Origin of the sequence: Streptomyces sp. CA-250714 (assembly GCF_050936705.1) — a bacterium.
Classification (GTDB): Bacteria; Actinomycetota; Actinomycetes; order Streptomycetales; family Streptomycetaceae; genus Streptomyces.
In genome coordinates this window covers 2601598-2626373 of sequence record NZ_JBNJMI010000001.1, presented here as the reverse complement: position 1 = coordinate 2626373, position 24776 = coordinate 2601598, and the positions used below count along the sequence as shown (strand labels likewise).

Here is a 24776-nt window from a genome sequence, read left to right as displayed (position 1 = left end):
CGGCGACAGGTAGAACACTACCAGGTCACTGGGGGTGGGCAGGAACGGGTTTGGGGGAGGGCGGGGGCGGGGTGGAAATGGGCAAAACCCGGACGCAGGTGGAGGGGCGCGCCTACGCTTCTGGATGTGCCAGGTATGTCCGGCCGGGTGCTTGTTGTGGACGACAGCAGCGTCATCCGGCAGTTGATCAGGGTCAACCTCGAGCTTGAGGGCTTCGAGGTGGTGACCGCCGTCGACGGTGCCGAGTGCCTGGACGTGGTGCATCGCGTACGGCCCGATGTCGTGACGCTCGATGCGGTGATGCCGCGTCTGGACGGGGTGCGTACGGCGGAGCGGCTGCGGGCCGATCCGCGTACGCGGCACCTGCCGCTCGCGCTCGTGAGCGCGTGCACCGAACTGGAGGGTGGAGGTGTGGTCGGCGGGGAGAGAGGTGTGGACGCGTTTCTCGGGAAACCGTTCGAGCCCGTCGACCTGGTGCGGATGGTGCGCCGTCTGATGCATGGAAGACCTGGAAGGGGTCAGGGAGAGGGCAGCGGTCCTGGTGAGGGGGGTGTTCCCGGAGGGGCGGCTGATGTCTTCGGGGTGGTCTCCGAGGTCGTCGAGCCCTGAGTCTCCGAGGTCGTCGAGCCCTGAGAGGGCCCTGAGAGCCCGAGCGGGCGGGAGGGCTCGCGCCTCCGGTTCACGGGAGGGCATTTGCCCTGTGTCGTCGGCTCGCCGCAGTGCGTGACCAGCGTGGCTCCGCTCCGCCCGGGCCGCCGTCCCAGGTGCCGAAACCGGCTCGCGCGGACCCACCCCGCCTCCCATACGCTTGCTCTGTGACCCCCGCCCAGCTCTCGCGCACCATCCGGCACACGCTCTCCCGTGTGCTCTCGGATGATGCGGATGACAGGGGCGGGGAAGCGCTGACCGGCGTACGTGTCGTCGTCGAGTCCCCGCCGCGGCGGGGCGGCGGGGACTACGCGACCGGCGTCGCGTTCCAGGCCGCGGCGGCCTGCGGGCGTCCCGCACGCGAGGTCGCGGAGAAGCTGTGCGACCGGCTCGTACGGGACGAGGACGCGGTCGCGCGGGCCGTCGTCGTCGGTGGCGGGTTCGTGAACGTCACGCTTGGCCCTGCCGGCCGGGTCGCGCTGGTGCGCACCCTCGCGGGGAGCGGGCCAGCGGAGGCGTCCGGGGCCGCCCTGCCCGCTGAGGGGCCGACCGACATACCGGGCCAGGACATCCCGCGCTGGGCCGCGTTGACCGGCGAGGACCCCGCGGTGCTCGCGGTCCGTACCGAGCGCTCCAGTTCGCTCTTCCGGGTGCAGTACGCGCATGCGCGGATCTGCTCGCTGCTGCGCAACGGACGGCGGCTCGGGCTGCGTCCTGAGCCGGAGAGTGTGGAGCCGCTCGGCGCAGCCGGGGCCCGGCTGCTGGCTCTGCTCGCCGACCGGGAGCGGATCACCGCACCGGGCGCGCTGGCCCGGCACCTGGACGCCGTCGCCGGGGCGTTCGCCGTATTCCATGACACGTGTCCGCCGCTGCCCCGTGGCGAGGAGAAACCCGGGGCCGCCCACCGCGGCCGGCTGGCTCTCGCCGAGGCCACCGGAGCGGTGCTGGCAGGCGGCCTGTCCCAGCTCGGCATCACCGCACCGGTACATCTTTGAGACTTTGATCAGCAACAGGGACACAGGGACACGATCATGAGCCGTTCCGCACACCCGGCAGGGCCCCGGTACGCCGACGTTCTCCCCGAGGGCCACTACACGGCGCCCCCGGCGGACCTCAACTCGCTCGACTCGCGCGTGTGGGCGCAGACCGTGGAGCGCACGCCGGACGGGTCCGTCACCGTCGGCGGGCTGGACGTACGCCGGCTCGCCGAGGAGTTCGGCACCCCGGCGTACATCATGGACGAGACCGACTTCCGCGCCCGCTGCCGCGCCTGGCGGGACGCCTTCGGGCAGGACGCCGATGTCTTCTACGCCGGGAAGGCGTTCCTCTCCCGCGCCGTCGTGCGCTGGCTGTACGAGGAGGGCCTGAACCTCGACGTGTGCTCCGGCGGGGAGCTGGCGACAGCGCTGGCCGCCGGGATGCCCGCCGAGCGCATCGCGCTGCACGGCAACAACAAGTCGAACGAGGAGATCCACCGGGCCGTCGAGGTCGGCGTGGGCCGCATCGTGCTGGACTCCTTCCAGGAGATCGCCAGGGTCGCGCACGCCGCGGAGCGGCTGGGGCGGCGGCAGCCGGTGCAGATCCGGGTCACGGTGGGTGTCGAGGCACACACGCACGAGTTCATCGCCACCGCGCACGAGGACCAGAAGTTCGGGCTGGCGTTGGCCGACGGAGGGGCCGCCGAGGCGGTGCGCCGGGTGCTGATGCTGGAGAGCCTGGAGCTGACCGGCATCCACTCGCACATCGGCTCGCAGATCTTCGACATGGCGGGCTTCGAGGTCTCGGCCCGCCGCGTGGTGGGGCTGCTGACCCAGATCCGGGACGAGCACGGGGTCGAGCTGCCGGAGATCGACCTGGGCGGTGGCCTCGGCATCGCCTACACGCCCGAGGACGACCCCAGGGAGCCGCACGAGATCGCCAAGTCGCTGGGCGACATCGTCACACGTGAGTGCGAGGCGGCGGGGCTGGCGGTGCCGCGGCTGTCGGTGGAGCCGGGGCGGGCCATCGTCGGCCCGACGGCCTTCACGCTCTACGAGGTCGGCACGATCAAGGAGTTGGAGGGGCTGCGTACGTATGTGAGCGTGGACGGCGGGATGTCGGACAACATCCGTACGGCGCTGTACGACGCGGAGTACAGCGTGGCGCTGGTCTCCCGCGCCTCCGACGCCGAGCCGATGCTCAGCCGGGTCGTCGGCAAGCACTGCGAGAGCGGCGACATCGTCGTACGGGACGCGTTCCTGCCCGCGGACCTGGCGCCCGGCGATCTGCTGGCCGTGCCCGCGACCGGCGCGTACTGCCGGTCGATGGCGAGCAACTACAACCATGCGCTGCGCCCGCCGGTCGTCGCCGTACGGGACGGGCAGGCGCGGACGATCGTGCGGCGCGAGACGGAGGAAGATCTCCTGCGACTCGATGTCGGTTAGCGAGATATAGATCCCACATACTGGACCAGGCGTGGAATCTCCGTTTCGGTAAGTGAGACTTGACGCGACGGACGCCGGGTCCGACGCAATGAATTGCCGGGTCCGGCGGGACGGAAACGCCGGGTCCGACGGGCCGGACGTCGGCTCGGACGAGAAGAAGTCGAGAAAAAGAGGTCAGATGATGCGTACGCGTCCGCTGAAGGTGGCGCTGCTGGGCTGTGGGGTCGTCGGCTCAGAGGTGGCACGCATCATGACGACGCACGCTGATGACCTCGCCCAGCGCATCGGCGCCCCGGTCGAGCTGGCCGGGGTCGCCGTACGCCGGCCCGACCGGGTGCGTGCGGGTATCGACCCCGCGCTGATCACCACCGACGCGGCGGCGCTCGCCGCGCGCGAGGACATCGATGTGGCGGTGGAGGTCATCGGCGGCCTGGAACCGGCGCGGACCCTGATCACCTCGGCGTTCGAGCACGGTGCCAGCGTCGTGACCGCGAACAAGGCGCTGCTGGCCGAGGACGGCTCCACCCTGCACGAGTCCGCCGAGAAGTACGGCGTCGACCTCTTCTACGAGGCGGCCGTGGCCGCCGCCATCCCGCTGGTGCGGCCGCTGCGCGAGTCCCTGGCGGGCGACAAGGTCAACCGCGTCCTGGGCATCGTCAACGGCACCACCAACTTCATCCTCGACCGGATGGAGTCCACCGGCGCCGGCTACAGCGAGGCGCTGGACGAGGCAACCGCGCTCGGCTACGCCGAGGCCGATCCCACCGCGGACGTGGAGGGCTTCGACGCGGCTGCGAAGGCCGCCATCCTGGCCGGTATCGCCTTCCACACCCGGGTACGGCTGGACGATGTGCACCGCGAGGGCCTCGCCGATGTGACGGCGGCCGACATCGCCTCCGCGAAACGCATGGGGTGCACCGTCAAGCTGCTGGCCATCTGCGAGCGCGCCGCGGACGGCCGCTCGGTGACGGCCAGGGTGCACCCCGCGATGATCCCGCTCAGCCACCCGCTGGCCTCGGTGCGCGAGGCGTACAACGCGGTGTTCGTCGAGTCCGAGGCGGCCGGGCAGCTGATGTTCTACGGTCCGGGCGCCGGCGGCTCGCCCACCGCCTCCGCCGTGCTCGGCGACCTGGTGGCCGCCTGCCGCAACAAGCTCAGCGGCGGCAAGGGCCCCGGTGAGTCCGCCTACGCGCAGCTGCCCGTCTCGCCCATGGGCGAGGTGGTCACCCGCTACCACATCAGCCTGGACGTGGCCGACAAACCCGGCGTGCTGGCGCAGGTGGCCACGGTCTTCGCCGAGCACGGCGTCTCCATCGACACCGTGCGGCAGAAGGGCAAGGAAGGCGCACACGACGGAGCCTGGCTCGTCGTCGTCACCCACCGGGCCCAGGACGCGGCGCTCGGCGCGACGGTCGAGGCCCTGCGTGGCCTCGACACGGTGCGCGGGGTGGCCAGCATCATGCGGGTCGAGGGGGAGTGAACGTGCCGAGCGCCGACCCGGCGAGCGTCCCCCAGCCTCCGGCCGGGAGGTGCCCCCAGCAGCGCGAGCGGTACGGCGCGACCGGCGGTGCCGGACAATGGTCGCAGCGCCGGACAATGGTCAGTAAGGGAGCCAAGGAACAGTGACCGTCATGGAGCCTCCGATGTCACAGACGCGCGCCGCGGGGCGCCCGCAGTGGCGCGGCATCATCGAGGAGTACCGCGACCGCCTTCCGGTCGCCCCCGGGACCACCCCCGTCACACTCCGTGAAGGCGGCACCCCGCTGGTGCCCGCCCAGAAGCTCTCCGAGCTGACCGGCTGCGACGTCCACCTCAAGGTGGAGGGCGCCAACCCCACCGGCTCCTTCAAGGACCGCGGGATGACGATGGCCATCACCCGCGCCAAGGAGGAGGGGGCACAGGCCGTCATCTGCGCCTCCACCGGCAACACCTCGGCCTCGGCCGCCGCGTATGCCGTACGGGCCGGAATGGTCTGCGCCGTGCTGGTGCCGCAGGGCAAGATCGCGCTGGGCAAGATGGGGCAGGCGCTGGTGCACGGCGCCAAGATCCTCCAGGTCGACGGCAACTTCGACGACTGCCTGGAGCTGGCCCGCGGGCTGTCGGACAAGTACCCGGTGGCGCTGGTCAATTCGGTCAACCCGGTACGAATCGAGGGGCAGAAGACCGCGGCCTTCGAGATCGTCGACATGCTCGGTGACGCACCCGACATCCATGTCCTCCCGGTGGGCAACGCGGGCAACATCACGGCCTACTGGAAGGGCTACCGCGAGTATCACCAGGAAGGGCCGGCCACCCGCACTCCACGGATGTGGGGCTACCAGGCGTCCGGTGCCGCGCCGATCGTGCGCGGCGAGGCCGTCAAGGAGCCGAGCACCATCGCCACCGCGATCCGGATCGGCAACCCGGCGTCCTGGACGCTGGCCGAGCAGGCGCGGGACGAGTCCGGCGGCTTCATCGATGCTGTGACGGACCGTCAGATCCTGCGCGCCTACCGGCTGTTGGCCGCACAGGAGGGCGTCTTCGTGGAGCCCGCCTCCGCCGCGTCGGTCGCCGGTCTGATCCAGGCCGCCGAACAGGGCAAGGTCGAGCCGGGGCAGCGCATCGTCTGCACCGTCACCGGCAACGGCCTCAAGGACCCGGACTGGGCGGTGGCCGGTGCGCCGCAGCCCATCGTCGTCCCCATCGACGCGGACGCCGCCGCCGAGCGCCTCGGCCTGGCCTGAGTCGACGTCGGTCCCTGAGCCGACGTCGGCACTGGAGCCCCGAGTCGACGTCGGCACCGGCCCTGAGCCGAGGTCGGCATCGGTCCCTGATCCGGCGCCGGGCCGGTCCCGGCACTGGCGCCGGACACTCTCCGCCACTGGTCTGAACCGGTTCCGCCAGGGACTGGTTTCCCCGGGCAGCTTCCCTGGGCAGACCATCTGTGCGGGTCCCGTCCGGGCCGGTTCCGCTTACGGGCGGAGCGGTTCGGTCCGGTGCGCTGTACGCTCGCGTACTGCGCGGAAGCACAGGGAGGCTCACGACACGCTTCGTGCGCCTCCCGTGCGCCCTATGTCGCCAGTGAACCCACCTTCGATAGGCTGAGTTTCACCCCGACTCCCGTACGTCCCCACCGCGGGTGAGCGCGGAGCCGTGACCGGTCCGGCGCAGCCGCGGTCGAGGGGATGCTCCGCAAACCCAAACCAAGGAGAGTCATCGAGAGATGGCCGGTCCCGCGTTCCGCGCCGCCGCCGTCCGGGTGCGCGTCCCCGCCACCAGCGCCAACCTCGGCCCCGGCTTCGACGCCCTGGGCCTCGCCCTGGGGCTGTACGACGACGTGGTGGTCCGCGTCGCCGACTCCGGTCTGCACATCGACATCGCGGGCGAGGGCGCCGAGACCCTGCCCCGCGACGAGAACCACCTGCTCATCCGCTCCCTGCGCACCACCTTCGACCTGCTGGGCGGGCAACCGCGCGGGCTTGAGGTGGTGTGCGCCAACCGCATCCCGCACGGCCGCGGCCTCGGCTCCTCCTCCGCCGCGATCTGCGCCGGTGTGATGGCGGCCCGCGCCGTGACCACCGGCGGGGAGGCCCGGCTGGACGACACCGCGCTGCTGGAGCTCGCCACCGAGATCGAGGGCCACCCCGACAATGTCGCCGCCTGCCTGCTGGGTGGATTTACCCTGGCATGGACGGATGGCGGGGCAGCGCGCGCGCTGCGGATGGAACCGGCCGCATCCCTCGTCCCGGTGGTCTTCGTACCGGCGAAACCGCTGCTCACGCAGACCGCGCGGGGGCTGCTCCCGCGTACCGTGCCGCACGTGGACGCGGCGTTCAACGCGGGGCGCGCCGCACTGCTCGTCGAGGCGCTGACCCGGCGCCCCGAGCTGCTGCTGGCCGCCACCGAGGACCGGCTGCACCAGGAGTACCGGGCCCCGGCGATGACGGAGAGCTCCGATCTGGTCGGCAGGCTGCGCGCGGAGGGCGTGCCCGCCGTGATCTCGGGGGCCGGACCGACGGTGCTGGCGCTGGCCGCTGACGAGGGCGAGGCCGACAAGGTCTCCCGGCTGGCGGGCGACGGCTGGACGGCGAACCGGCTGGCCCTCGACCTGGCGGGAGCCAGCGTGCTGCCGCTCTCCGCACCCGCCCGGACCAGCGAAAACGACTCCGGGAACGGGACCGGGAACACACCGGGAGGCACGGACAGCGGGCCCCGGTGACAGCGGGTTGCGGATCTTTGAGAGGGGGAATGTTTGTTGGATCCGGTAGTGTTAACCTCAAGTCTGCACTCGCAGTCTCGTGGACCCCGCACAGGAAAGTGCGATGGTTCGAAGAGTGCGGTGCTTGCGTGTTCCCCTGGCAGCCCCAGCAGGGACCACCTCTTCTCCCAGGAGCCTCCCTCACTGCTCGGCCTGTTGCCGGGTAGGGGCGAACACGCTCCGGAGCCGACGTGAAGGACATCCATGTCGAGGCTTCACGCCGAACCCACGTACTGATCTCCCCGCCGTACATCCAGGCGGGACCACCGCCCCGGCCAGGTCCGCGAACACAGGACCCCAGCCGGACAGCACAACCGGTCGCCGAGCCAGACAGGCCGACGTCCGCTCCAGGGAAGGACCCTTCGTGAGCGACACCACCGATCTGATGGGCGTGAACGCCGAAACCGCAGCTGACGGTGCCGCGGCGCCCGCTACGGACGCATCCGCCACGCCTGCCTCCGGTGCCGCACCCAGGCGTCGGCGCTCCGGCACGGGGCTCGAGGGCATGGTTCTGGCCGAGCTCCAGCAGGTCGCCTCAAGCCTCGGCATCAGGGGCACCGCTCGGATGCGCAAGAGCCAGCTGATCGAGGTCATCAAGGAGCGCCAGGCGGGCGGCAGTTCGCAGCCCGCCACCGCCGCCTCGGGCAAGGGCGCCAAAGCCGACGACAGCAAGGCCGACACCAAGCAGAGCAAGGCGGCCAAGACCGCCGAGGACACCAAGTCCGGCGGCGAGGGCGCCGAGGAGGCGAAGCCGAAGCGCCGTGCCACCTCCCGGGCCCGGACCGGCGAGTCCGAGGCGGCGCAGCAGGAGGCGCAGGGCAGCCAGCAGCAGATCGACATCCCCGGGCAGACCGAGGGTGACGCCAAGGCGGCCCAGGAGGGCGGCCGTGCCCGCCGTACCAAGGCCGAAGCCGCTGCCGACACCGCCGAGGGCCGTACGGACGCCAAGTCCGGCGCCGAGGGCGGCAAGCAGGCCGCCCAGGACGGCAAGTCCGAGCGCGCCGAGAAGGACGGCAAGGGCGGCCCCTCCGGCGAGGGCAAGCAGCAGCAGGACCGCCCCTCCAAGCGCGAGCGCCAGCGCGACCGCGACCGCGACCGCAACCGTGGCGGCAAGACCGACGGTGGCGGCGGTGGCGGCCAGCAGCAGAGCCAGGCCGGTGGCGGCGGCGGTCGCCGGGACGACAGCTTCGACGACGAGGGCGGCGGCGGCCGTCGCGGGCGGCGCGGCCGCTACCGCGACCGCCGGGGCCGGCGCGGCGGCCGGGAGGAGTTCGAGCCGCAGATCTCCGAGGACGACGTCCTGATCCCCGTCGCGGGCATCCTCGACATCCTCGACAACTACGCGTTCGTGCGCACCTCCGGCTATCTGCCGGGGCCGAACGACGTGTACGTCTCGCTGGCCCAGGTCCGTAAGAACGGCCTGCGCAAGGGCGACCACGTCACCGGCGCGGTGCGCCAGCCGCGGGAGGGCGAGCGGCGCGAGAAGTTCAACGCGCTGGTCCGCCTGGACTCGGTCAACGGCATGTCGCCCGACGACGGCAAGGGCCGCTCCGAGTTCAACAAGCTGACCCCGCTCTACCCGCAGGACCGGCTGCGGCTGGAGACCGAGCCGAACCAGCTGACCTCGCGGATCATCGACCTGGTCTCGCCGGTCGGCAAGGGCCAGCGCGGTCTGATCGTGGCCCCGCCGAAGGCGGGCAAGACCACGGTGCTCCAGTCGATCGCGAATTCGATCACCCGGAACAACCCCGAGTGCCACCTGATGGTCGTCCTGGTCGACGAGCGTCCGGAAGAGGTCACCGACATGCAGCGGTCGGTCAAGGGCGAGGTCATCTCCTCGACCTTCGACCGCCCGGCCGAGGACCACACCACCATCGCCGAGCTGGCCATCGAGCGGGCGAAGCGGCTGGTGGAGCTGGGCCACGACGTGGTGATCCTGCTGGACAACATCACCCGGCTCGCCCGTGCCTACAACCTGGCCGCGCCGGCCTCGGGCCGCATCCTCTCCGGTGGTGTCGACTCGACGGCGCTGTACCCGCCGAAGAAGTTCTTCGGTGCCGCGCGGAACATCGAGGACGGCGGCTCCCTGACGATCCTCGCCGCGGCGCTGGTGGAGACCGGCTCCCGGATGGAAGAGGTCATCTTCGAGGAGTTCAAGGGCACCGGCAACATGGAGCTCAAGCTCGACCGGAAGCTCGCCGAGAAGCGGATCTTCCCCGCGGTGGACGTGGACGCGTCCGGTACCCGTAAGGAAGAGATCCTGATGGCGAACGAGGAGCTCCAGATCGTCTGGAAGCTGCGGCGTGTGCTGCACGCGCTGGACCAGCAGCAGGCCATCGAACTGCTGCTGGACAAGATGAAGCAGACGAAGTCCAACGCGGAGTTCCTGCTCCAGATCCAGAAGAACACCCCGACGCCGGGCAACGGCCAGGACTGAGGCCGCCTCCCGCTTCCTCGCCTGGCCGCTTCCGGCGGCCGGCAGCGGGGGCCCGCGGGCCGGGTTGTAGCCCGTACGGATGACGGTGAGGGCCGCTCCACCACACACGGTGGGGCGGCCCTCGCGGTCTGTTTTGGCTGCTGAGAGCTTGCCCACAGCGGCTTCTCGCCGGTAACCGGACTGGTCTCGGCAGGCGCGGGTACGTCGTCGCAGGTAAAACGGGAGCAGTGCCGCGTTGCGGCCCGGTCCGTGCGCCGCTGTCACGTAACGCGCTCTTGGCGCGGGTGGTGACCTGTTGTGCAACCCTTCGGGCGAGACAGAGCGTCCACACGGGACAACGTCTCCACCGGACGACGTCACGCAGGACAACGGCGACGCCACGAGGCAGGACTGAGGGAAGTGACCATGGCGGGCGACAGCTACGAGGGCGACACGGCGGCAGGACGCCCCTCCCGGGGCATACGTGCCACCGGCCGTCGCCGCAGGCCGCTCAGCGGACGCCAGCGCGCCGTGCGGGCCGCCGCCTGGACCGTCGCGGGGGCGGTCGTGCTCGGCGGCACGAGTCTCGGCTTCGTCTACTTCAAGCTGGACGGCAACATCTCGGGCGTCGACATCAACGCGGCACTGGGCACCGACCGGCCGGAGGACATACCGAACGGCTCCATGGACATACTCGTCCTCGGCTCGGACAGCCGCGCCGGAGCCAACGCGAAGTACGGCAAGAACGAGGGCGGCGCCCGCTCGGACACGGCGATGGTGCTGCACATCAACGAGAAGCACGACAAGGCCAGCGTCGTCTCGATACCGCGGGACACCATCGTGCAGCGGCCCAGCTGCCAGAGCGGCGGGAAGGACGGCGGCAGAACCGTTCCGGCACAGCAGGCGATGTTCAACTCCGCCTACAAGGCCGGCGGCCCCGCCTGCGCCGTGAAGACCGTCGAATCCCTCTCCGGCGTCCGGATGGACCACTATCTCGAGGTCGACTTCGCGGGCTTCCAGAAGCTGATCAACACCCTCGGTGGCGTCGAGATGACCACCCACAAGGCGATCAAGGACAAGGACAGCCGCCTGAACCTGGAAGCGGGCACCCACCGCCTGAACGGCGAGCAGTCCCTGGGCCTGGTCCGTACCCGGCACGGGGTGGGCGACGGCAGCGACCTGGGGCGTATCCAGCTCCAGCAGGCGTTCCTCAAGGCGCTCATCGACCAGGTCAACAGCGTCGGCGTCTTCAGCAGCCCCACGAAGCTCTACGACCTCGCCGACACCGCGACCTCGGCGATCACCACCGACTCCGACCTGGACTCGGTCAGCAAGCTCACCGGCATGGCGAAGATGCTCAAGGGCATCAAGTCCGACGACATCCAGATGACGACACTGCCGGTCCAGTACGACCCCAACGATCCGAACCGCGTGGTGCAGATCGACTCCAAGACCGAGAAGGTCTGGTGGGCGATCAAGCACGACAAGCCGGTGCCGAAGTCCGCCACCAAGGGCTCGGCCGGCGACAAGACCGACATCGGCGATGTGGTGCGGGACAAGACCCAGGCGGCTCCCCAGGCGGGCACCGAGCGGCAGACCGGCCGCTGAAGCGCGGCCGGGGACCGGGTGGCCGCGCGGATCGCCGACGGACATCGGGCGGCCCCGGAAGCCGGGGAATACCGGGCGCATCCCCCCGGTTTTGGGGGGTGCGGGAACCAGTGGCAAACTGGACCGTCGGCCCCGGTTCACGGGAAACAACCCGTCTCCCGACCCGGTGCCCTCCCGAACCTAGGAGTGACCTTGAAGCGCGACATCCACCCGGAGTACGTGGAGACCCAGGTGAGCTGCACCTGTGGCAACTCGTTCACGACCCGTAGCACCATCAGCAGCGGCTCCATCCGCGCTGACATCTGCTCGGCCTGCCACCCCTTCTACACCGGCAAGCAGAAGATCCTCGACACCGGTGGCCGCGTGGCCCGCTTCGAGGCCCGCTTCGGCAAGAGCGCCGGCAGCGCCAAGAAGTAGCGACACCACAGCGCCGGTCCGCGGCTGCCCCTGCCGGGCAGTGCGGCCCGGCGCTCTTTTGGTGCTCAGCGCCCCCGGTGCCCGCCCGCCCCTCCCGGCGGTGCGGCCCCCCACTCATCAGTAAGGGATGGCCACGATGTTCGAGGCGGTCGAGGAACTCGTCGGCGAGCACGCCGACCTGGAGCGGCGGCTCGCCGATCCGGCGATCCACGCCGACCAGGCGGGTGCCCGGCGGCTCAACAAGCGCTACGCCGAACTCACCCCGATCATCACCGCCTACAGCGAGTGGAAGCGGACCGGGGACGACATCGGTACCGCGCGGGAACTGGCCGCGGAGGACCCGGAGTTCGCCGACGAGGTCAAGGAGCTGGAGCGGCGCCGCGAGGAGCTGACCGAGCGGCTGCGGCTGCTGCTGGTCCCGCGCGACCCCAGCGACGAGAAGGACGTCATCCTGGAGATCAAGGCGGGTGAGGGCGGCGACGAGTCCGCGCTGTTCGCCGGTGATCTGCTGCGGATGTATCTGCGCTACGCCGAGCGCAACGGCTGGAAGACCGAGCTGATCGAGTCCAACGAATCCGATCTGGGCGGCTACAAGGACGTCCAGGTCGCGGTGAAGTCCAAGGGCGCAACCGAGCCGGGACAGGGCGTGTGGGCGCGGCTGAAGTACGAGGGCGGGGTGCACCGCGTGCAGCGGGTGCCGGCCACCGAGTCGCAGGGCCGTATCCACACCTCCGCCGCCGGTGTCCTGGTGCTGCCGGAGGCCGAGGACGTGGATGTGGAGATCAACCCCAACGATCTGCGTATCGACGTCTACCGCTCCTCAGGGCCCGGCGGGCAGTCGGTGAACACCACCGACTCGGCCGTGCGCATCACCCACGAGCCGACCGGCATCGTCGTCTCCTGCCAGAACGAGAAGAGCCAGCTCCAGAACAAGGAGCAGGCCCTGCGCATCCTGCGCGCCCGGCTGCTGGCCGCGGCGCAGGAGGAGGCCGAGAAGGAGGCGTCGGACGCCCGCCGCAGCCAGGTGCGTACGGTCGACAGGTCCGAGCGGGTGCGGACCTACAACTTCCCGGAGAACCGCATCTCGGACCACCGCGTCGGGTTCAAGGCCTACAACCTGGACCAGGTGCTGGACGGCGAGCTCGACCCCGTGATCCAGGCGTGCGTGGACGCGGATTCCGCGGCCAAGCTGGCCGCCGCTCAGTGACGCCCGGGAGGGGGACGGAGTGAACGTGCTGCTCGCCGAGGTGGCGCAGGCCACCCAACGGCTGGCCGACGCCGGCGTGCCCTCGCCGCGCTTCGACGCCGAGGAGCTGGCCGCCTGGGTGCACGGTGTCGGACGGGGCGAGTTGCACCGCGTCGCCGACGCCGACTTCGACGCGCGCTACTGGGAGGCGGTGGCCCGCCGCGAGGCCCGCGAACCGCTTCAGCACATCACCGGGCGTGCTTTCTTCCGCTATCTGGAGCTGCACGTCGGAGCCGGGGTCTTCGTGCCCCGCCCTGAGACCGAGTCCGTGGTGGGCTGGGCGATAGACGCGGTACGGGCCATGGATGTGGCCGAGCCGCTGATCGTGGACCTGTGCACCGGCTCCGGGGCCATCGCGCTCGCCCTGGCCCAGGAGGTGCCGCGGTCCCGGGTGCACGCCGTGGAACTGGACGAGGCGGCCCTGGTGTGGGCGCGCAAGAACGTCGAGGGCTCTCGGGTGACGCTGCACCAGGGCGACGCCCGTACGGCGCTGACCGAGCTGGACGGCCAGGTGGACCTCGTGATCTCCAATCCGCCCTACATCCCGCTCACCGAGTGGGAGCATGTGGCCCCGGAGGCCCGCGATCACGACCCGCAGATCGCGCTGTTCTCCGGCGAGGACGGCCTGGACGTCATCCGCGGCCTGGAACGCACCGCCCACCGGCTGCTGCGCCCGGGGGGCGTCGTGGTCATCGAGCACGCCGACACCCAGGGCGGGCAGGTGCCCTGGATCTTCACCGAGGACCGCGGCTGGGCTGACGCCGCGGACCACCCCGACCTCAACAACCGGCCCCGTTTTGCCACCGCACGCAGGGAGGTGCCGTAATGGCACGGCGATACGACTGCTCCGACGCGACCGACCGGGCGACCGGGCTGCGCGAGGCCGCCTCGGCCGTCAGGCGCGGAGAACTCGTCGTGCTGCCGACGGACACCGTCTACGGCGTCGGCGCCGACGCGTTCAGCGCCGACGCGGTCGGTGATCTGCTGGAGGCCAAGGGCCGCGGCCGCGGTATGCCCTCGCCGGTGCTGGTGGGCTCGCCGAACACGCTGCACGGCCTGGTCACGGACTTCTCCGAGACGGCCTGGGAGCTGGTGGACGCCTTCTGGCCCGGAGCCCTCACCCTGGTGGCCCGGCACCAGCCGTCGCTGACCTGGGACCTGGGGGAGACGCATGGCACGGTGGCGGTGCGGATGCCGCTGCACCCGGTCGCCATCGAGCTGCTGAACGAGTTCGGCCCGATGGCCGTCTCCTCGGCGAATCTGACCGGGCACCCGGCGCCGATGGACTGCGACGCGGCACAGGAGATGCTGGGCGAGTCGGTCGCCGTCTACCTGGACGGTGGCCCCACGCAGGACAATGTGCCCTCGTCCATCGTGGACGTCACCGGCTCGGTGCCCGTCCTGCTGCGCGCGGGCGCCATCGACGCCGACGAACTGCGCAAGGTCGTACCGGGCCTGGAGGTGGCCCCGTAGTGACCGCCCCACCCGGGCGTGGGCCGGCCGCGGCCGGCGGCATAAGCGGCGCCGACGGCGCGTTCCGTATCCTCCACGTCTCCACAGGCAACGTGTGCCGCTCGCCGATCACCGAGCGGCTCACCCGGCATGCCCTGGCCGAACGGCTCGGGGAGCGCCGCATGGGCGGCCTCGTGGTCGAGAGCGCGGGGACATGGGGCCATGAGGGCGCGCCCATGGAGGAGAACGCGGTGGCCGTGCTGCTCGAACACGGCGCGGACGCCTCGGGGTTCACCGGCCGCGAGCTGCTGGACGAGCATGTGATCCGGGCCGATCTGGTGCTGACGGCCACGCGCGACCACCGGGCCCAGGTGATCTCCATGGGGCACTCGGCGGGCCTGCGCACCTTCACCCTCAAGGAGTTCACCCGGCTGGTGCGGGCCATAGACCCCGCGACCCTGCCGGCCGCAGGCAGCCCCGAAGGGGTGGTGGAGCGGGCGCACGCGCTGGTGCATGCGGCGGCGGCGCTGCGCGGCTGGCTGCTGGCGCCCAGCCCGGAGGCGGACGAGATCTACGACCCGTACGGAGCGCCGATTCCGTACTTCCGCAGCGTCGGCGAGGAGATCAGCAGGGCGCTGGATCCGGTGGTCACCGCCTTGACGGGTGTTCCCGCCCACACGTAGAAGCACGACGGAGAACCAGCAGGCAGGAGCGAGCGTGTCCTATGGTGTGGGCCTGAAGCGGCCCGCCTGCAGGGCCCGCGAGCAGCCCGCGAGACTTTTGGGGAGCCCTTCCGGTGCGTGAATATCTGCTGACGCTGTGCGTCACGGCCGCGGTCACCTATCTGCTGACCGGGCCGGTGCGGAAGTTCGCCATCGCGGCGGGTGCGATGCCGCCCGTACGCGCGCGTGACGTGCATCGGGAGCCGACGCCGCGGCTCGGCGGCATCGCGATGTTCGGCGGGCTGTGCGCCGGGCTGCTGGTGGCCTCGCAACTCACCAACATCGGCGAGCTGTTCACCCTTTCCGACGAACCCCGGGCGCTGCTCTCGGGCGCCGGTCTGATCTGGCTGATCGGCGTGCTGGACGACAAGTGGGGCGTCGACGCGCTGGTGAAGCTCGGCGGGCAGATGATCGCCGCCGGTGTGATGGTGCTCCAGGGCCTGACGATCCTGTGGCTTCCGGTGCCGGGCGTGGGCAATGTCGCGCTCACCCCCTTCCAGGGCACGCTGCTCACCGTCGCGCTGGTGGTCATCACCATCAACGCGGTGAACTTCGTGGACGGGCTGGACGGTCTCGCGGCGGGCATGGTGTGCATCGCCGGGGTGGCGTTCTTCATGTACGCCTACCGCATCTGGTACGGCTACGGCATCGAGGCCGCGGCTCCGGCCACGCTCTTCGCGGCCGTGCTGATGGGCATGTGCCTGGGCTTCCTGCCGCACAACATGCACCCGGCCCGGATCTTCATGGGCGACTCGGGATCGATGCTGATCGGTCTTGTGCTGGCGGCGGGCGCGGTCTCCATCACCGGCCAGGTGGACCCGGACGTGATGGTCGAGGAGTCCGGCTCGGTGAAGTCCGCGGTGCACACGATGGTGCCCCTGTACATGCCGCTGCTGCTGCCGCTGAGCATCATCGCGATCCCGGTCGCCGACCTGGTGATGGCGATCGTGCGGCGCACCTGGAACGGGCGCTCGCCGTTCGCCGCTGACCGCGGCCATCTTCATCACCGGCTGCTGGAGATCGGGCACTCGCACAGCCGCGCGGTGCTGATCATGTACTTCTGGGCCGCGCTGATCGCCTTCGGCGCTGTGGCCTTCTCGGTGCGCTCCTCCAGCCTGGCGATCGTGCTGGCGATCGTGCTGCTGAGCGCGGTGGGCCTGGTGGTGCTGCTGCTGCCGCGCTATACGCCTCGGGTGCCCGCCTGGGCGCAGCGCGTGCTGCCGCCGCGCTACCGGCGCTTCCTGGAGGAGCCGGCGGGCGGTGAGACCGCCGCGACTCCGCCGGGGCCGGGTGAGGACCCGGCGCCCGCGGCGGAGACGGCCGATGAGGCGGAGCGCGAGCCCGCGATGGCGGGGCTGAACGGTGCCACGGCCATCGGGGAGCGCCGGCAGTTCACCCGGCCGAAGAAGATCAACACTCATGACTGAGTTGCACGATGCACCGGCAAAGCCCCAATAGCAGACATAGCGGCCGCCGTCAGCTGCAGACGCGTACTGTCACACCTGCGTGTGACAGGGGGCACACCAAGTAGGTAAAGACCTCATCAAATAGTTTGTGATACCGTTCACGAAACCCGGTGGCCAGCCGAAGTGCCGCATACTTGCGGGCTCTTCTGCCGGGAGGCGCGTCCTCCACGCCGGGCTACGCTCGTCATCGACGACCCACGTTCCCCGATTTCCCCGGAGCCACCACATGCAGTCGAACGACGCACGCATGCTCCTGCACTGCGCCGTCCCGACCGCCGTAGCCGGTGTCGTGGCCGCAGTGATCAGCGCCGTGTTCGCAGGAGCCAAGGGCGCGGTCGGTGCCGCGGCCGGAGCACTTGTCGTGATCCTTTTCATGGGTCTCGGCCTTTACGTCCTCCAGCGGACAGCGCGCTCTTTTCCGCACCTCTTTCAGGCGATGGGTCTGCTCCTGTACACGACGCAGATTCTGCTGCTGTTCGTAGTGCTGGTGGTCTTCCGGGATACCACCCTTTTCGACACCAAGACCTTCGCGTTCACACTGCTCGGCGGCACCATCGTGTGGGTCGCGGCGCAGGGCAGGGCGCATCTGAAGGCGAAGATCATGTACGTCGAACCCTCCTCCGGCTCCGGCGAGAAGGCCAGTGCCACGTAGGGGCGGGATAAGCGCTCGTTCGAGCAACTGCTATCGTCCGTTGCCAACTGCGGCGCAGCAGACGGGGACGGTGGAGTTCCCTCCCTTTCCGGATCCCACGGGACGGAACGGACACTCTCGCCTCCTGATCAGCCGCCGCCCCCGATTCGTAAGACCTAGACCAGTGCCGTTCCGTGGCCGCACGCCGCGCCGACACAACGAGGTAGCCGTTTTCATGCGCCATGCAGAAGGAGCCCGCGGTGAGTGCTGACCAGATGCTCGCCTTTGAGACCGACTGCCACCTTTTCAGTGGCTGCGGCTTCGAGGCTCCAGGGCTCCACTCGTTCGTCTTCGAGCCGATGTTCAGCATCGGCGGATTCGACTTCAACAAGCCGATCTTGCTCGCCCTTCTGGGCACGTTCGCCATCGTGGCGTTCTTCTGGGCCGCCTTCAGCAAGCCGAAGCTGGTGCCCGGCAAACTCCAGATGATCGGCGAGGCCGGTTACGACTTCATCCGCCGCGGCGTGGTCTACGAGACGATCGGCAAGAAGGAAGGCGAGAAGTACGTCCCCCTGGTGGTGGCGCTCTTCTTCTTCGTGTGGGTGATGAACCTGTGGTCGGTCATCCCGCTCGCACAGTTCCCGGTGACCTCGATCTTCTCGATCCCGCTCGGCCTCGCGCTGCTCGTCTACTTCATCTGGGTCCCGCTGACCTTCAAGCGGCACGGCTTCGTCGGCGCGTTCAAGAACTTCACCGGATACGACCCGTCGCTCCCCGGTGGGGTGCGGCCGCTGGTCATGGTCATCGAGTTCTTCTCGAACCTGCTGGTGCGCCCCTTCACGCACGCCGTCCGGCTCTTCGCGAACATGTTCGCCGGACACATGCTGCTGGTCCTCTTCACCATCGCGACCTGGTACATGCTCAACGGCATCGGGATCGCCTACTCGGCCGTCTCCTTCGTGATGACGATCGTGATGGTCGCCTTCGAGCTGTTCATCCAGCTCATCCAGGCGTATGTCTTCGTCCTTTTGACCTGCACCTACATCCAGGGCGCGCTCGTCGAGGAACACTGAGCAACCCCTTTACCGCACAATCCCCAGCTGTCCGGCGGCCAACCCCCGCCGGTCCGTACAGAGAAGGAAGTAACGGCATGTCCGCTGCCCTTGAAATGGTCAACCTCGCGGCTGAGGCCAAGGGTGTTACCGGCAACCTCGGTTCCGTCGGCTACGGCCTCGCGGCCATCGGCCCCGGCATCGGCGTCGGCATCGTCTTCGGTAACGGCACCCAGGCGCTGGCCCGCCAGCCCGAGGCCGCCGGTCTGATCCGTCAGAACCAGATCCTCGGCTTCGCCTTCTGTGAGGCGCTGGCCCTCATCGGCATCGTCATGGGCTTCATCTTCCGCTCCTGACGTACCGAGCGAACGAACCCATTTCCGACGGAAGGCACTGACGTGAACGCCCTGGTACCCCTGGCGGAGACCGAGGTTCCGCAGAACCCGCTCGTTCCGCCGATCCCAGAGCTGGTCATCGGCCTGATCGCATTCGCCATCGTCTTCTTCTTCCTGTGGAAGAAGCTCCTGCCCAGCATCAACAAGGTGCTGGAAGAGCGTCGTGAAGCCATCGAGGGCGGCATCGAGAAGGCCGAGGCGGCTCAGCAGGAAGCTGCCGACGTACTCCAGCAGTACAAGGACCAGCTCGCCGAGGCCCGCCACGAGGCCGCCCGGCTGCGTGCCGAGGCACAGGAACAGGGCGCCGCGCTCATCGCCGAGATGCGCGCCGAGGGCCAGCGGCAGCGTGAGGAGATCATCGCCGCCGGCCACGCCCAGATCGAGGCCGATCGCAAGCAGGCCGCGCACACGCTCCGCCAGGACGTGGGCAAGCTCGCCACCGACCTGGCCGGCAAGCTCGTCGGCGAGTCCCTTGAGGACCACGCCCGGCAGAGCCGCGTCATCGACCGCTTCCTCGACGGGCTCGAAGAGGCCGCCGAGGCCGACGCCAGCGGAGCCGCCCGATGAACGGTGCGAGCCGCCAGGCGCTTGCCGCCGCGCGCGAGAGCCTGACCGCGCTGACCGACTCCACGTCGGTCGACGCGGCGACCCTCGCCGACGAGCTCGCCGCCGTCACCGCGCTGCTGGAGCGCGAGGTCTCGCTGCGCCGGGTCCTCACCGACCCGGCGCAGGACGGCGCGGCCAAGGCCTCGCTGGTGCAGCAGGTGCTCGGCAGCCGGCTCAGCGGGCCGGCCACCGACCTGGTCTCCGGCATGGTCCGCTCCCGCTGGTCGGCGCCGCGCGACCTGGTCGACGCCGTCGAGGAGCTGGCGGACCTCGCCGACCTGGTGGCGGCCGAGCGGGACGGCTCGCTGGACGACGTCGAGGACGAGCTGTTCCGGTTCGGCCGGACCGCGGCCTCCACGCCCGACCTGCGGGCGGCGCTCGCCAGCCGTACGGCCGGGACCGAGGCCAAGCGCGCCTTGGTGCACCAGCTGCTGGGGGGCCGGGTCAGGCCGGCCACCGAGCGTCTGGTGACGCGTCTGGTCACCCAGCCGCGGGGACGTAGCCTGGACAGCGGGCTGGAAGCCCTGTCCAAGCTGGCCGCCGAGCGGCGGAACCGTTCGGTCGCTGTCGTGACCTCCGCGGTGCCGCTGAGTGACGAGCAGAAGCGGCGCCTGGGCTCGGCACTGGCCCGGCTGCTCGGCCGCCAGGTGCACCTCAACCTGGACGTGGACCCCGAGGTCCTCGGCGGGATCACGGTGCGGGTGGGCGACGAGGTCATCAACGGCTCGATCGCCGACCGGCTGGACGAGGCCCAGCGGCGGATGGCGGGCTGAAGCAGTACCCGGCGCCGAGCGCCAACCAACTCAACAAGCACGAAAGCGGCCCGAGTTGGGCCGTACAAGGGACTCGGGGGAGATTTCGCACACCCCCGGAGCCCGAAGCAACTTACGGGCCCAACAAGGAGAGCAGGGAACCCAGATGGCGGAGCTCACGATCCGGCCGGATGAGATCCGGGACGCGCTGGAGAACTTTGTCCAGTCGTACACGCCGGACGCGGCCTCGCGCGAAGAGGTCGGTACGGTCAGCGCTGCCAGCGATGGCATCGCGAAGGTCGAGGGGCTGCCCTCGGCCATGGCGAACGAGCTGCTGAAGTTCGAGGACGGAACCCTCGGCCTCGCCCTCAACCTCGAGGAGCGCGAGATCGGTGCGGTCGTCCTCGGTGAGTTCAGCGGCATCGAAGAGGGCCAGTCGGTGCAGCGGACCGGCGAGGTCCTGTCGGTCGCGGTCGGCGACGGCTACCTCGGCCGCGTCGTCGACCCGCTGGGTGCCCCGATCGACGGCCTCGGCGAGATCGAGGCGGAGGGCCGCCGCGCCCTGGAGCTCCAGGCTCCCACGGTGATGCAGCGCAAGTCCGTGCACGAGCCCATGGAGACCGGCTACAAGGCCGTCGACACCATGACCCCGATCGGCCGCGGCCAGCGCCAGCTCGTCATCGGCGACCGCCAGACCGGCAAGACCGCGCTGTGCGTCGACACGATCATCAACCAGCGCGACAACTGGCGCTCGGGCGACCCGGACAAGCAGGTCCGCTGCATCTACGTCGCCATCGGCCAGAAGGGCTCCACCATCGCGTCCGTGCGCGGCGCGCTGGAGGAAGCCGGCGCGCTGGAGTACACGACGATCGTCGCGGCCCCGGCCTCCGACCCGGCCGGCTTCAAGTACATCGCCCCCTACACCGGCTCGGCCATCGGCCAGCACTGGATGTACCAGGGCAAGCACGTGCTGGTGGTCTTCGACGACCTGTCCAAGCAGGCCGACGCCTACCGCGCCGTCTCGCTGCTGCTGCGCCGCCCGCCGGGCCGTGAGGCCTACCCGGGCGACGTCTTCTACCTGCACTCCCGGCTGCTGGAGCGCTGCGCCAAGCTCTCCGACGACATGGGCAAGGGCTCGATGACCGGTCTGCCGATCGTCGAGACGAAGGCCAACGACGTCTCGGCGTTCATCCCGACCAACGTCATCTCCATCACCGACGGCCAGTGCTTCCTGGAGTCCGACCTGTTCAACGCGGGCCAGCGCCCGGCGCTGAACGTCGGTATCTCCGTCTCCCGCGTCGGTGGCTCGGCCCAGCACAAGGCCATCCGGCAGATCACCGGGTCGCTCCGTGTGGACCTGGCCCAGTACCGGGAGCTGGAGGCGTTCGCCGCCTTCGGTTCCGACCTGGACGACGCCTCCAAGGCGGCGCTGGAGCGCGGTAAGCGCATGGTCGAGCTGCTCAAGCAGCCGCAGTACGCGCCGTTCGCCACCGAGGACCAGGTCGTCTCCATCTGGTCCGGCACCAACGGCAAGATGGACGATGTGCCCGTCGAGGACATCCGTCGCTTCGAGCGCGAGCTGCTGGACTACATGCACCGCGAGGAGCAGGCCCTGATGACCGGCATCCGCGAGGGCGCCAAGATGTCGGACGACACGGTCCAGGCGCTGAGCGACGCGGTCGAGAAGTTCAAGACGCAGTTCGAGACCTCGGACGGCAAGCTGCTGGGCGAGGGCTGAGCATGGGTGCCCAGCTCAGGGTCTACAAGAGGCGGATCAAGTCCGTCTCCGCGACCAAGAAGATCACCCGGGCGATGGAGATGATCGCCGCCTCGCGCATCATCAAGGCGCAGCGCAGGGTGGCCGCGTCCGAGCCGTACGCGAAGGAGCTGACCCGCGCGGTCACCGCCGTCGCGCAGGGCTCCGACGCCAAGCACCCGCTGCTGACCGAGGCGGAGCAGCCGAAGCGGGCCGCGGTGCTGCTCATCACGAGCGACCGCGGGCTGGCCGGTGGCTACAACTCCAACGCCATCAAGGCGGCCGAGCAGCTGAACAACCGGCTGGCCGCCGAGGGCAAGGAGATCGTCAGCTACATCGTCGGCTCCAAGGGCGTGGCCTACTACGGCTTCCGTAACCGGCCCGTCAAGGAGTCGTTCACCGGCTTCACCGACAACCCGACCTACGCCGACGCCAAGGCCGTCGCCGCGCCGCTGATCGAGGCGGTGCAGGCGCAGAGCGCCGAGGACGGCGTGGACGAGCTGCACATCGTCTACACCGAGTTCATCTCGATGATGACGCAGACCGCGGTGGACGCCCGGATGCTGCCGCTCTCCTTCGACGAGGGCGAGAAGGCCCTGGAGGCGGGCGGCAAGGGTGTCATGCCGCTGTACGACTTCGAGCCCTCGGCCGAGGATGTGCTGGACGCGCTGCTGCCGCGGTACGTCGAGTCGCGCGTCTACAACGCCCTGCTCCAGGCGGCCGCCTCCAAGCACGCCGCCACCCGCCGGGCGATGAAGTCCGCGACCGACAACGCCGAAGAGCTCATCAAGTCGCTGACGCGGCTTGCCAACGCGGCCCGCCAGGCCGACATCACCCAGGAAATCAGCGAGATCGTCGGTGGGGCGAGCGCGCTGGCTGACGCTAACGCGGGGAGTGACCGCTAACCATGACCACCACAGTTGAGACGGCCGCTGCTACGGGCCGTGTAGCCCGGGTCATCGGCCCGGTCGTCGACGTGGAGTTCCCCGTCGACGCCATGCCGGAGATCTACCAGGCCCTGACGGTCGAGGTCCTCGACCCGGCCCAGGAGGGCAAGAAGAAGACCCTGACCCTGGAGGTCGCCCAGCACCTCGGTGAGGGGCTGGTCCGCGCCATCTCCATGGAGCCGACCGACGGCCTGGTCCGCCAGGCCCCGGTGACCGACACCGGTGCGGGGATCACCGTGCCCGTCGGTGACGTCACCAAGGGCCGGGTCTTCAACACCCTCGGCCGGATTCTGAACGAGCCGGAGGCCGAGTCCGAGGTGACCGAGCGGTGGTCCATCCACCGCAAGGCCCCCGCCTTCGACCAGCTCGAGTCCAAGACCGAGATGTTCGAGACCGGTCTGAAGGTCGTCGACCTGCTGACCCCGTACGTCAAGGGCGGAAAGATCGGCCTGTTCGGCGGCGCGGGCGTCGGCAAGACCGTCCTCATCCAGGAAATGATCATGCGTGTGGCCAAGCTGCACGAGGGTGTTTCCGTGTTCGCCGGCGTCGGCGAGCGCACCCGTGAGGGCAACGACCTGATCGAGGAGATGGCCGACTCCGGCGTGCTCCCGCAGACCGCGCTGGTCTTCGGTCAGATGGACGAGCCCCCGGGTACCCGGCTGCGCGTCGCGCTGGCCGGTCTGACCATGGCGGAGTACTTCCGCGATGTGCAGAAGCAGGACGTGCTGTTCTTCATCGACAACATCTTCCGCTTCACCCAGGCCGGTTCCGAGGTCTCCACCCTGCTGGGCCGGATGCCCTCCGCGGTGGGCTACCAGCCGAACCTGGCGGACGAGATGGGTGTGCTCCAGGAGCGCATCACCTCGACCCGTGGTCACTCCATCACCTCGATGCAGGCGATCTACGTGCCCGCGGACGACCTCACCGACCCGGCTCCGGCGACGACCTTCGCGCACCTGGACGCCACGACGGTGCTCTCGCGTCCGATCTCGGAGAAGGGCATCTACCCGGCGGTGGACCCGCTGGACTCCACTTCCCGGATCCTGGACCCGCGCTTCGTCTCCCAGGAGCACTACGACTGCGCCGAGCGCGTCAAGGGGATCCTCCAGAAGTACAAGGACCTCCAGGACATCATCTCCATCCTCGGCATCGACGAGCTGTCCGAGGAGGACAAGCTCACGGTGTCCCGCGCCCGCCGCATCGAGCGCTTCCTGTCGCAGAACACCCACGCGGCGAAGCAGTTCACCGGTCTCGAGGGTTCGGACGTGCCGCTGGACGAGTCGATCGCGGCCTTCAACGCGATCGCCGACGGCGAGTACGACCACTTCCCCGAGCAGGCGTTCTTCATGTGCGGTGGCCTTGACGACCTCAAGGCCAAGGCGAAGGAGCTCGGCGTCTCCTGACGTCGCACGCTGCGGCGGGGGCGGGTGCGAGTACTCGCCCCCGCGCCGCACCCCTTATCCTTTCCCCATCCCAGTCTGAGGAGCCACAGTGGCTGAGCTGCACGTCGAGTTGGTCGCCGCCGACCGCAAGGTCTGGTCCGGTGAGGCCAGCCTGGTCGTCGCGCGCACCTCCTCGGGTGATATCGGTGTCATGCCCGGCCACCAGCCGCTGCTCGGCGTGCTGGAGTCCGGCCCGGTCACCATCCGTACGACGGGCGAGAGCGGCGGCGGCACCGTCGTCGCAGCGGTGCACGGCGGGTTCATCTCGTTCGCCGACAACCAGCTCTCGCTGCTCGCCGAGGTCGCGGAGCTGACCGACGAGATCGATGTCGAGCGGGCGGAGCGCGCGTTGGAGGAGGCCAAGTCCAAGGCCGACGAGGACGCCGAGAAGCGTGCCGACGTCCGGCTGCGAGCGGTGACGGCCGCACGCTGACGTTTGTCGCGTCACACCCGGCGCAACGACGACCCTCAGCCGCGGGTGGTCCCGGAATTATCCGGGTCCGTCCGCGGCTGAAGCCATACAGCAGGGTTTGAGAGACTTGCCCGCAGCAGGTCCCGGA

The 24776-nt window shown here is 69.9% G+C and carries 23 protein-coding genes; all 23 read left to right on the top strand.

Translation table 11 applies throughout. The annotated features are described in order from the left end of the window. Nucleotides 1–135 precede the first annotated feature (135 nt). A complete protein-coding gene (locus ACQEU8_RS11435; protein ID WP_433102318.1) occupies nt 136–609 on the top strand; it encodes a response regulator in 474 nt (157 codons plus the stop codon). A 206-nt stretch (nt 610–815) separates the two neighbouring features. Continuing rightward, complete coding sequence (locus ACQEU8_RS11430; protein ID WP_433099507.1) at nt 816–1643, top strand: DALR anticodon-binding domain-containing protein; 828 nt, start codon at nt 816–818, stop codon at nt 1641–1643. A gap of 36 nt (nt 1644–1679) precedes the next feature. Further along, nucleotides 1680–3071: a diaminopimelate decarboxylase gene (lysA, locus tag ACQEU8_RS11425; RefSeq protein ID WP_433099505.1), complete on the top strand. Its 1392-nt coding sequence runs from the start codon at nt 1680–1682 to the stop codon at nt 3069–3071. Between the two features lie 181 nt (nt 3072–3252). Further along, on the top strand, nt 3253–4551 hold the full coding sequence (locus ACQEU8_RS11420) for a homoserine dehydrogenase (RefSeq protein ID WP_433102316.1): 1299 nt from the start codon (nt 3253–3255) through the stop codon (nt 4549–4551). A gap of 163 nt (nt 4552–4714) precedes the next feature. Continuing rightward, nucleotides 4715–5794 (top strand): threonine synthase, encoded by a 1080-nt coding sequence (gene thrC / locus ACQEU8_RS11415; RefSeq protein ID WP_433099503.1) that lies wholly within the window; start codon nt 4715–4717, stop codon nt 5792–5794. 479 nt (nt 5795–6273) lie between these two features. Next, nucleotides 6274–7269, top strand: a complete 996-nt coding sequence (thrB, locus tag ACQEU8_RS11410) for a homoserine kinase (RefSeq protein ID WP_433099501.1) — start codon at nt 6274–6276, stop codon at nt 7267–7269. A gap of 403 nt (nt 7270–7672) precedes the next feature. Continuing rightward, nucleotides 7673–9745, top strand: coding sequence for a transcription termination factor Rho (rho, locus tag ACQEU8_RS11405; RefSeq protein ID WP_433099499.1), 2073 nt, complete (start codon nt 7673–7675; stop codon nt 9743–9745). Between the two features lie 405 nt (nt 9746–10150). Beyond that, nucleotides 10151–11332: an LCP family protein gene (locus ACQEU8_RS11400; RefSeq protein ID WP_433099497.1), complete on the top strand. Its 1182-nt coding sequence runs from the start codon at nt 10151–10153 to the stop codon at nt 11330–11332. A gap of 192 nt (nt 11333–11524) precedes the next feature. Then, the gene (gene rpmE, locus ACQEU8_RS11395) at nt 11525–11749 is read left to right on the top strand and encodes a 50S ribosomal protein L31 (RefSeq protein WP_433099495.1); all 225 of its coding nucleotides are present in this window, start codon (nt 11525–11527) and stop codon (nt 11747–11749) included. Between the two features lie 136 nt (nt 11750–11885). Next, nucleotides 11886–12956, top strand: coding sequence for a peptide chain release factor 1 (gene prfA / locus ACQEU8_RS11390; protein WP_433102314.1), 1071 nt, complete (start codon nt 11886–11888; stop codon nt 12954–12956). Nucleotides 12957–12975: 19 nt separating this feature from the next. Next, the gene (gene prmC / locus ACQEU8_RS11385; RefSeq protein WP_433099493.1) at nt 12976–13821 is read left to right on the top strand and encodes a peptide chain release factor N(5)-glutamine methyltransferase; all 846 of its coding nucleotides are present in this window, start codon (nt 12976–12978) and stop codon (nt 13819–13821) included. Beyond that, complete coding sequence (locus tag ACQEU8_RS11380) at nt 13821–14468, top strand: L-threonylcarbamoyladenylate synthase (protein ID WP_433099491.1); 648 nt, start codon at nt 13821–13823, stop codon at nt 14466–14468. Before prmC ends, ACQEU8_RS11380 begins: the two co-directional genes overlap by 1 nt. Next, nucleotides 14468–15130 (top strand): protein-tyrosine-phosphatase, encoded by a 663-nt coding sequence (locus tag ACQEU8_RS11375; protein WP_433099489.1) that lies wholly within the window; start codon nt 14468–14470, stop codon nt 15128–15130. The genes ACQEU8_RS11380 and ACQEU8_RS11375 overlap by 1 nt, the downstream gene beginning before the upstream one ends. 113 nt (nt 15131–15243) lie before the next feature. Further along, a complete protein-coding gene (locus tag ACQEU8_RS11370) occupies nt 15244–16596 on the top strand; it encodes an MraY family glycosyltransferase (RefSeq protein ID WP_433099487.1) in 1353 nt (450 codons plus the stop codon). Between the two features lie 265 nt (nt 16597–16861). Then, nucleotides 16862–17287, top strand: coding sequence for a hypothetical protein (locus ACQEU8_RS11365; RefSeq protein ID WP_433099485.1), 426 nt, complete (start codon nt 16862–16864; stop codon nt 17285–17287). 221 nt (nt 17288–17508) lie between these two features. Next, nucleotides 17509–18339 (top strand): F0F1 ATP synthase subunit A, encoded by an 831-nt coding sequence (atpB, locus tag ACQEU8_RS11360; protein WP_433099483.1) that lies wholly within the window; start codon nt 17509–17511, stop codon nt 18337–18339. Nucleotides 18340–18416: 77 nt separating this feature from the next. Next, a complete protein-coding gene (atpE, locus tag ACQEU8_RS11355; RefSeq protein ID WP_016469811.1) occupies nt 18417–18674 on the top strand; it encodes an ATP synthase F0 subunit C in 258 nt (85 codons plus the stop codon). Nucleotides 18675–18716: 42 nt separating this feature from the next. Further along, nucleotides 18717–19280 (top strand): F0F1 ATP synthase subunit B, encoded by a 564-nt coding sequence (locus ACQEU8_RS11350; RefSeq protein WP_433099481.1) that lies wholly within the window; start codon nt 18717–18719, stop codon nt 19278–19280. Beyond that, a complete protein-coding gene (locus ACQEU8_RS11345) occupies nt 19277–20092 on the top strand; it encodes a F0F1 ATP synthase subunit delta (protein ID WP_433099479.1) in 816 nt (271 codons plus the stop codon). The genes ACQEU8_RS11350 and ACQEU8_RS11345 overlap by 4 nt, the downstream gene beginning before the upstream one ends. A gap of 145 nt (nt 20093–20237) precedes the next feature. Next, nucleotides 20238–21809, top strand: a complete 1572-nt coding sequence (atpA, locus tag ACQEU8_RS11340) for a F0F1 ATP synthase subunit alpha (protein WP_433099477.1) — start codon at nt 20238–20240, stop codon at nt 21807–21809. Between the two features lie 2 nt (nt 21810–21811). Beyond that, nucleotides 21812–22732, top strand: coding sequence for a F0F1 ATP synthase subunit gamma (locus ACQEU8_RS11335; RefSeq protein ID WP_433099475.1), 921 nt, complete (start codon nt 21812–21814; stop codon nt 22730–22732). A 2-nt stretch (nt 22733–22734) separates the two neighbouring features. Beyond that, nucleotides 22735–24177, top strand: coding sequence for a F0F1 ATP synthase subunit beta (atpD, locus tag ACQEU8_RS11330; RefSeq protein ID WP_433099473.1), 1443 nt, complete (start codon nt 22735–22737; stop codon nt 24175–24177). An 88-nt stretch (nt 24178–24265) separates the two neighbouring features. After that, nucleotides 24266–24649 carry a F0F1 ATP synthase subunit epsilon gene (locus ACQEU8_RS11325; protein ID WP_433099471.1) on the top strand — a complete coding sequence of 128 codons (384 nt, stop codon included), beginning with the start codon at nt 24266–24268 and terminating at the stop codon, nt 24647–24649. The last annotated feature ends 127 nt before the right edge of the window (nt 24650–24776 follow it).

Coding starts and splice junctions, on each gene's coding strand:
- atpD (WP_433099473.1), top strand. CDS start 22,735: ATGACCACCACAGTTGAGACGGCCGCTGCTACGGGCCGTGTAGCCCGG.
- prfA (WP_433102314.1), top strand. CDS start 11,886: ATGTTCGAGGCGGTCGAGGAACTCGTCGGCGAGCACGCCGACCTGGAG.
- atpA (WP_433099477.1), top strand. CDS start 20,238: ATGGCGGAGCTCACGATCCGGCCGGATGAGATCCGGGACGCGCTGGAG.
- thrC (WP_433099503.1), top strand. CDS start 4,715: ATGTCACAGACGCGCGCCGCGGGGCGCCCGCAGTGGCGCGGCATCATC.
- ACQEU8_RS11435 (WP_433102318.1), top strand. CDS start 136: ATGTCCGGCCGGGTGCTTGTTGTGGACGACAGCAGCGTCATCCGGCAG.
- atpE (WP_016469811.1), top strand. CDS start 18,417: ATGTCCGCTGCCCTTGAAATGGTCAACCTCGCGGCTGAGGCCAAGGGT.
- ACQEU8_RS11365 (WP_433099485.1), top strand. CDS start 16,862: ATGCAGTCGAACGACGCACGCATGCTCCTGCACTGCGCCGTCCCGACC.
- ACQEU8_RS11335 (WP_433099475.1), top strand. CDS start 21,812: ATGGGTGCCCAGCTCAGGGTCTACAAGAGGCGGATCAAGTCCGTCTCC.
- ACQEU8_RS11380 (WP_433099491.1), top strand. CDS start 13,821: ATGGCACGGCGATACGACTGCTCCGACGCGACCGACCGGGCGACCGGG.
- ACQEU8_RS11400 (WP_433099497.1), top strand. CDS start 10,151: ATGGCGGGCGACAGCTACGAGGGCGACACGGCGGCAGGACGCCCCTCC.
- ACQEU8_RS11345 (WP_433099479.1), top strand. CDS start 19,277: ATGAACGGTGCGAGCCGCCAGGCGCTTGCCGCCGCGCGCGAGAGCCTG.
- lysA (WP_433099505.1), top strand. CDS start 1,680: ATGAGCCGTTCCGCACACCCGGCAGGGCCCCGGTACGCCGACGTTCTC.
- ACQEU8_RS11420 (WP_433102316.1), top strand. CDS start 3,253: ATGCGTACGCGTCCGCTGAAGGTGGCGCTGCTGGGCTGTGGGGTCGTC.
- atpB (WP_433099483.1), top strand. CDS start 17,509: ATGCAGAAGGAGCCCGCGGTGAGTGCTGACCAGATGCTCGCCTTTGAG.
- thrB (WP_433099501.1), top strand. CDS start 6,274: ATGGCCGGTCCCGCGTTCCGCGCCGCCGCCGTCCGGGTGCGCGTCCCC.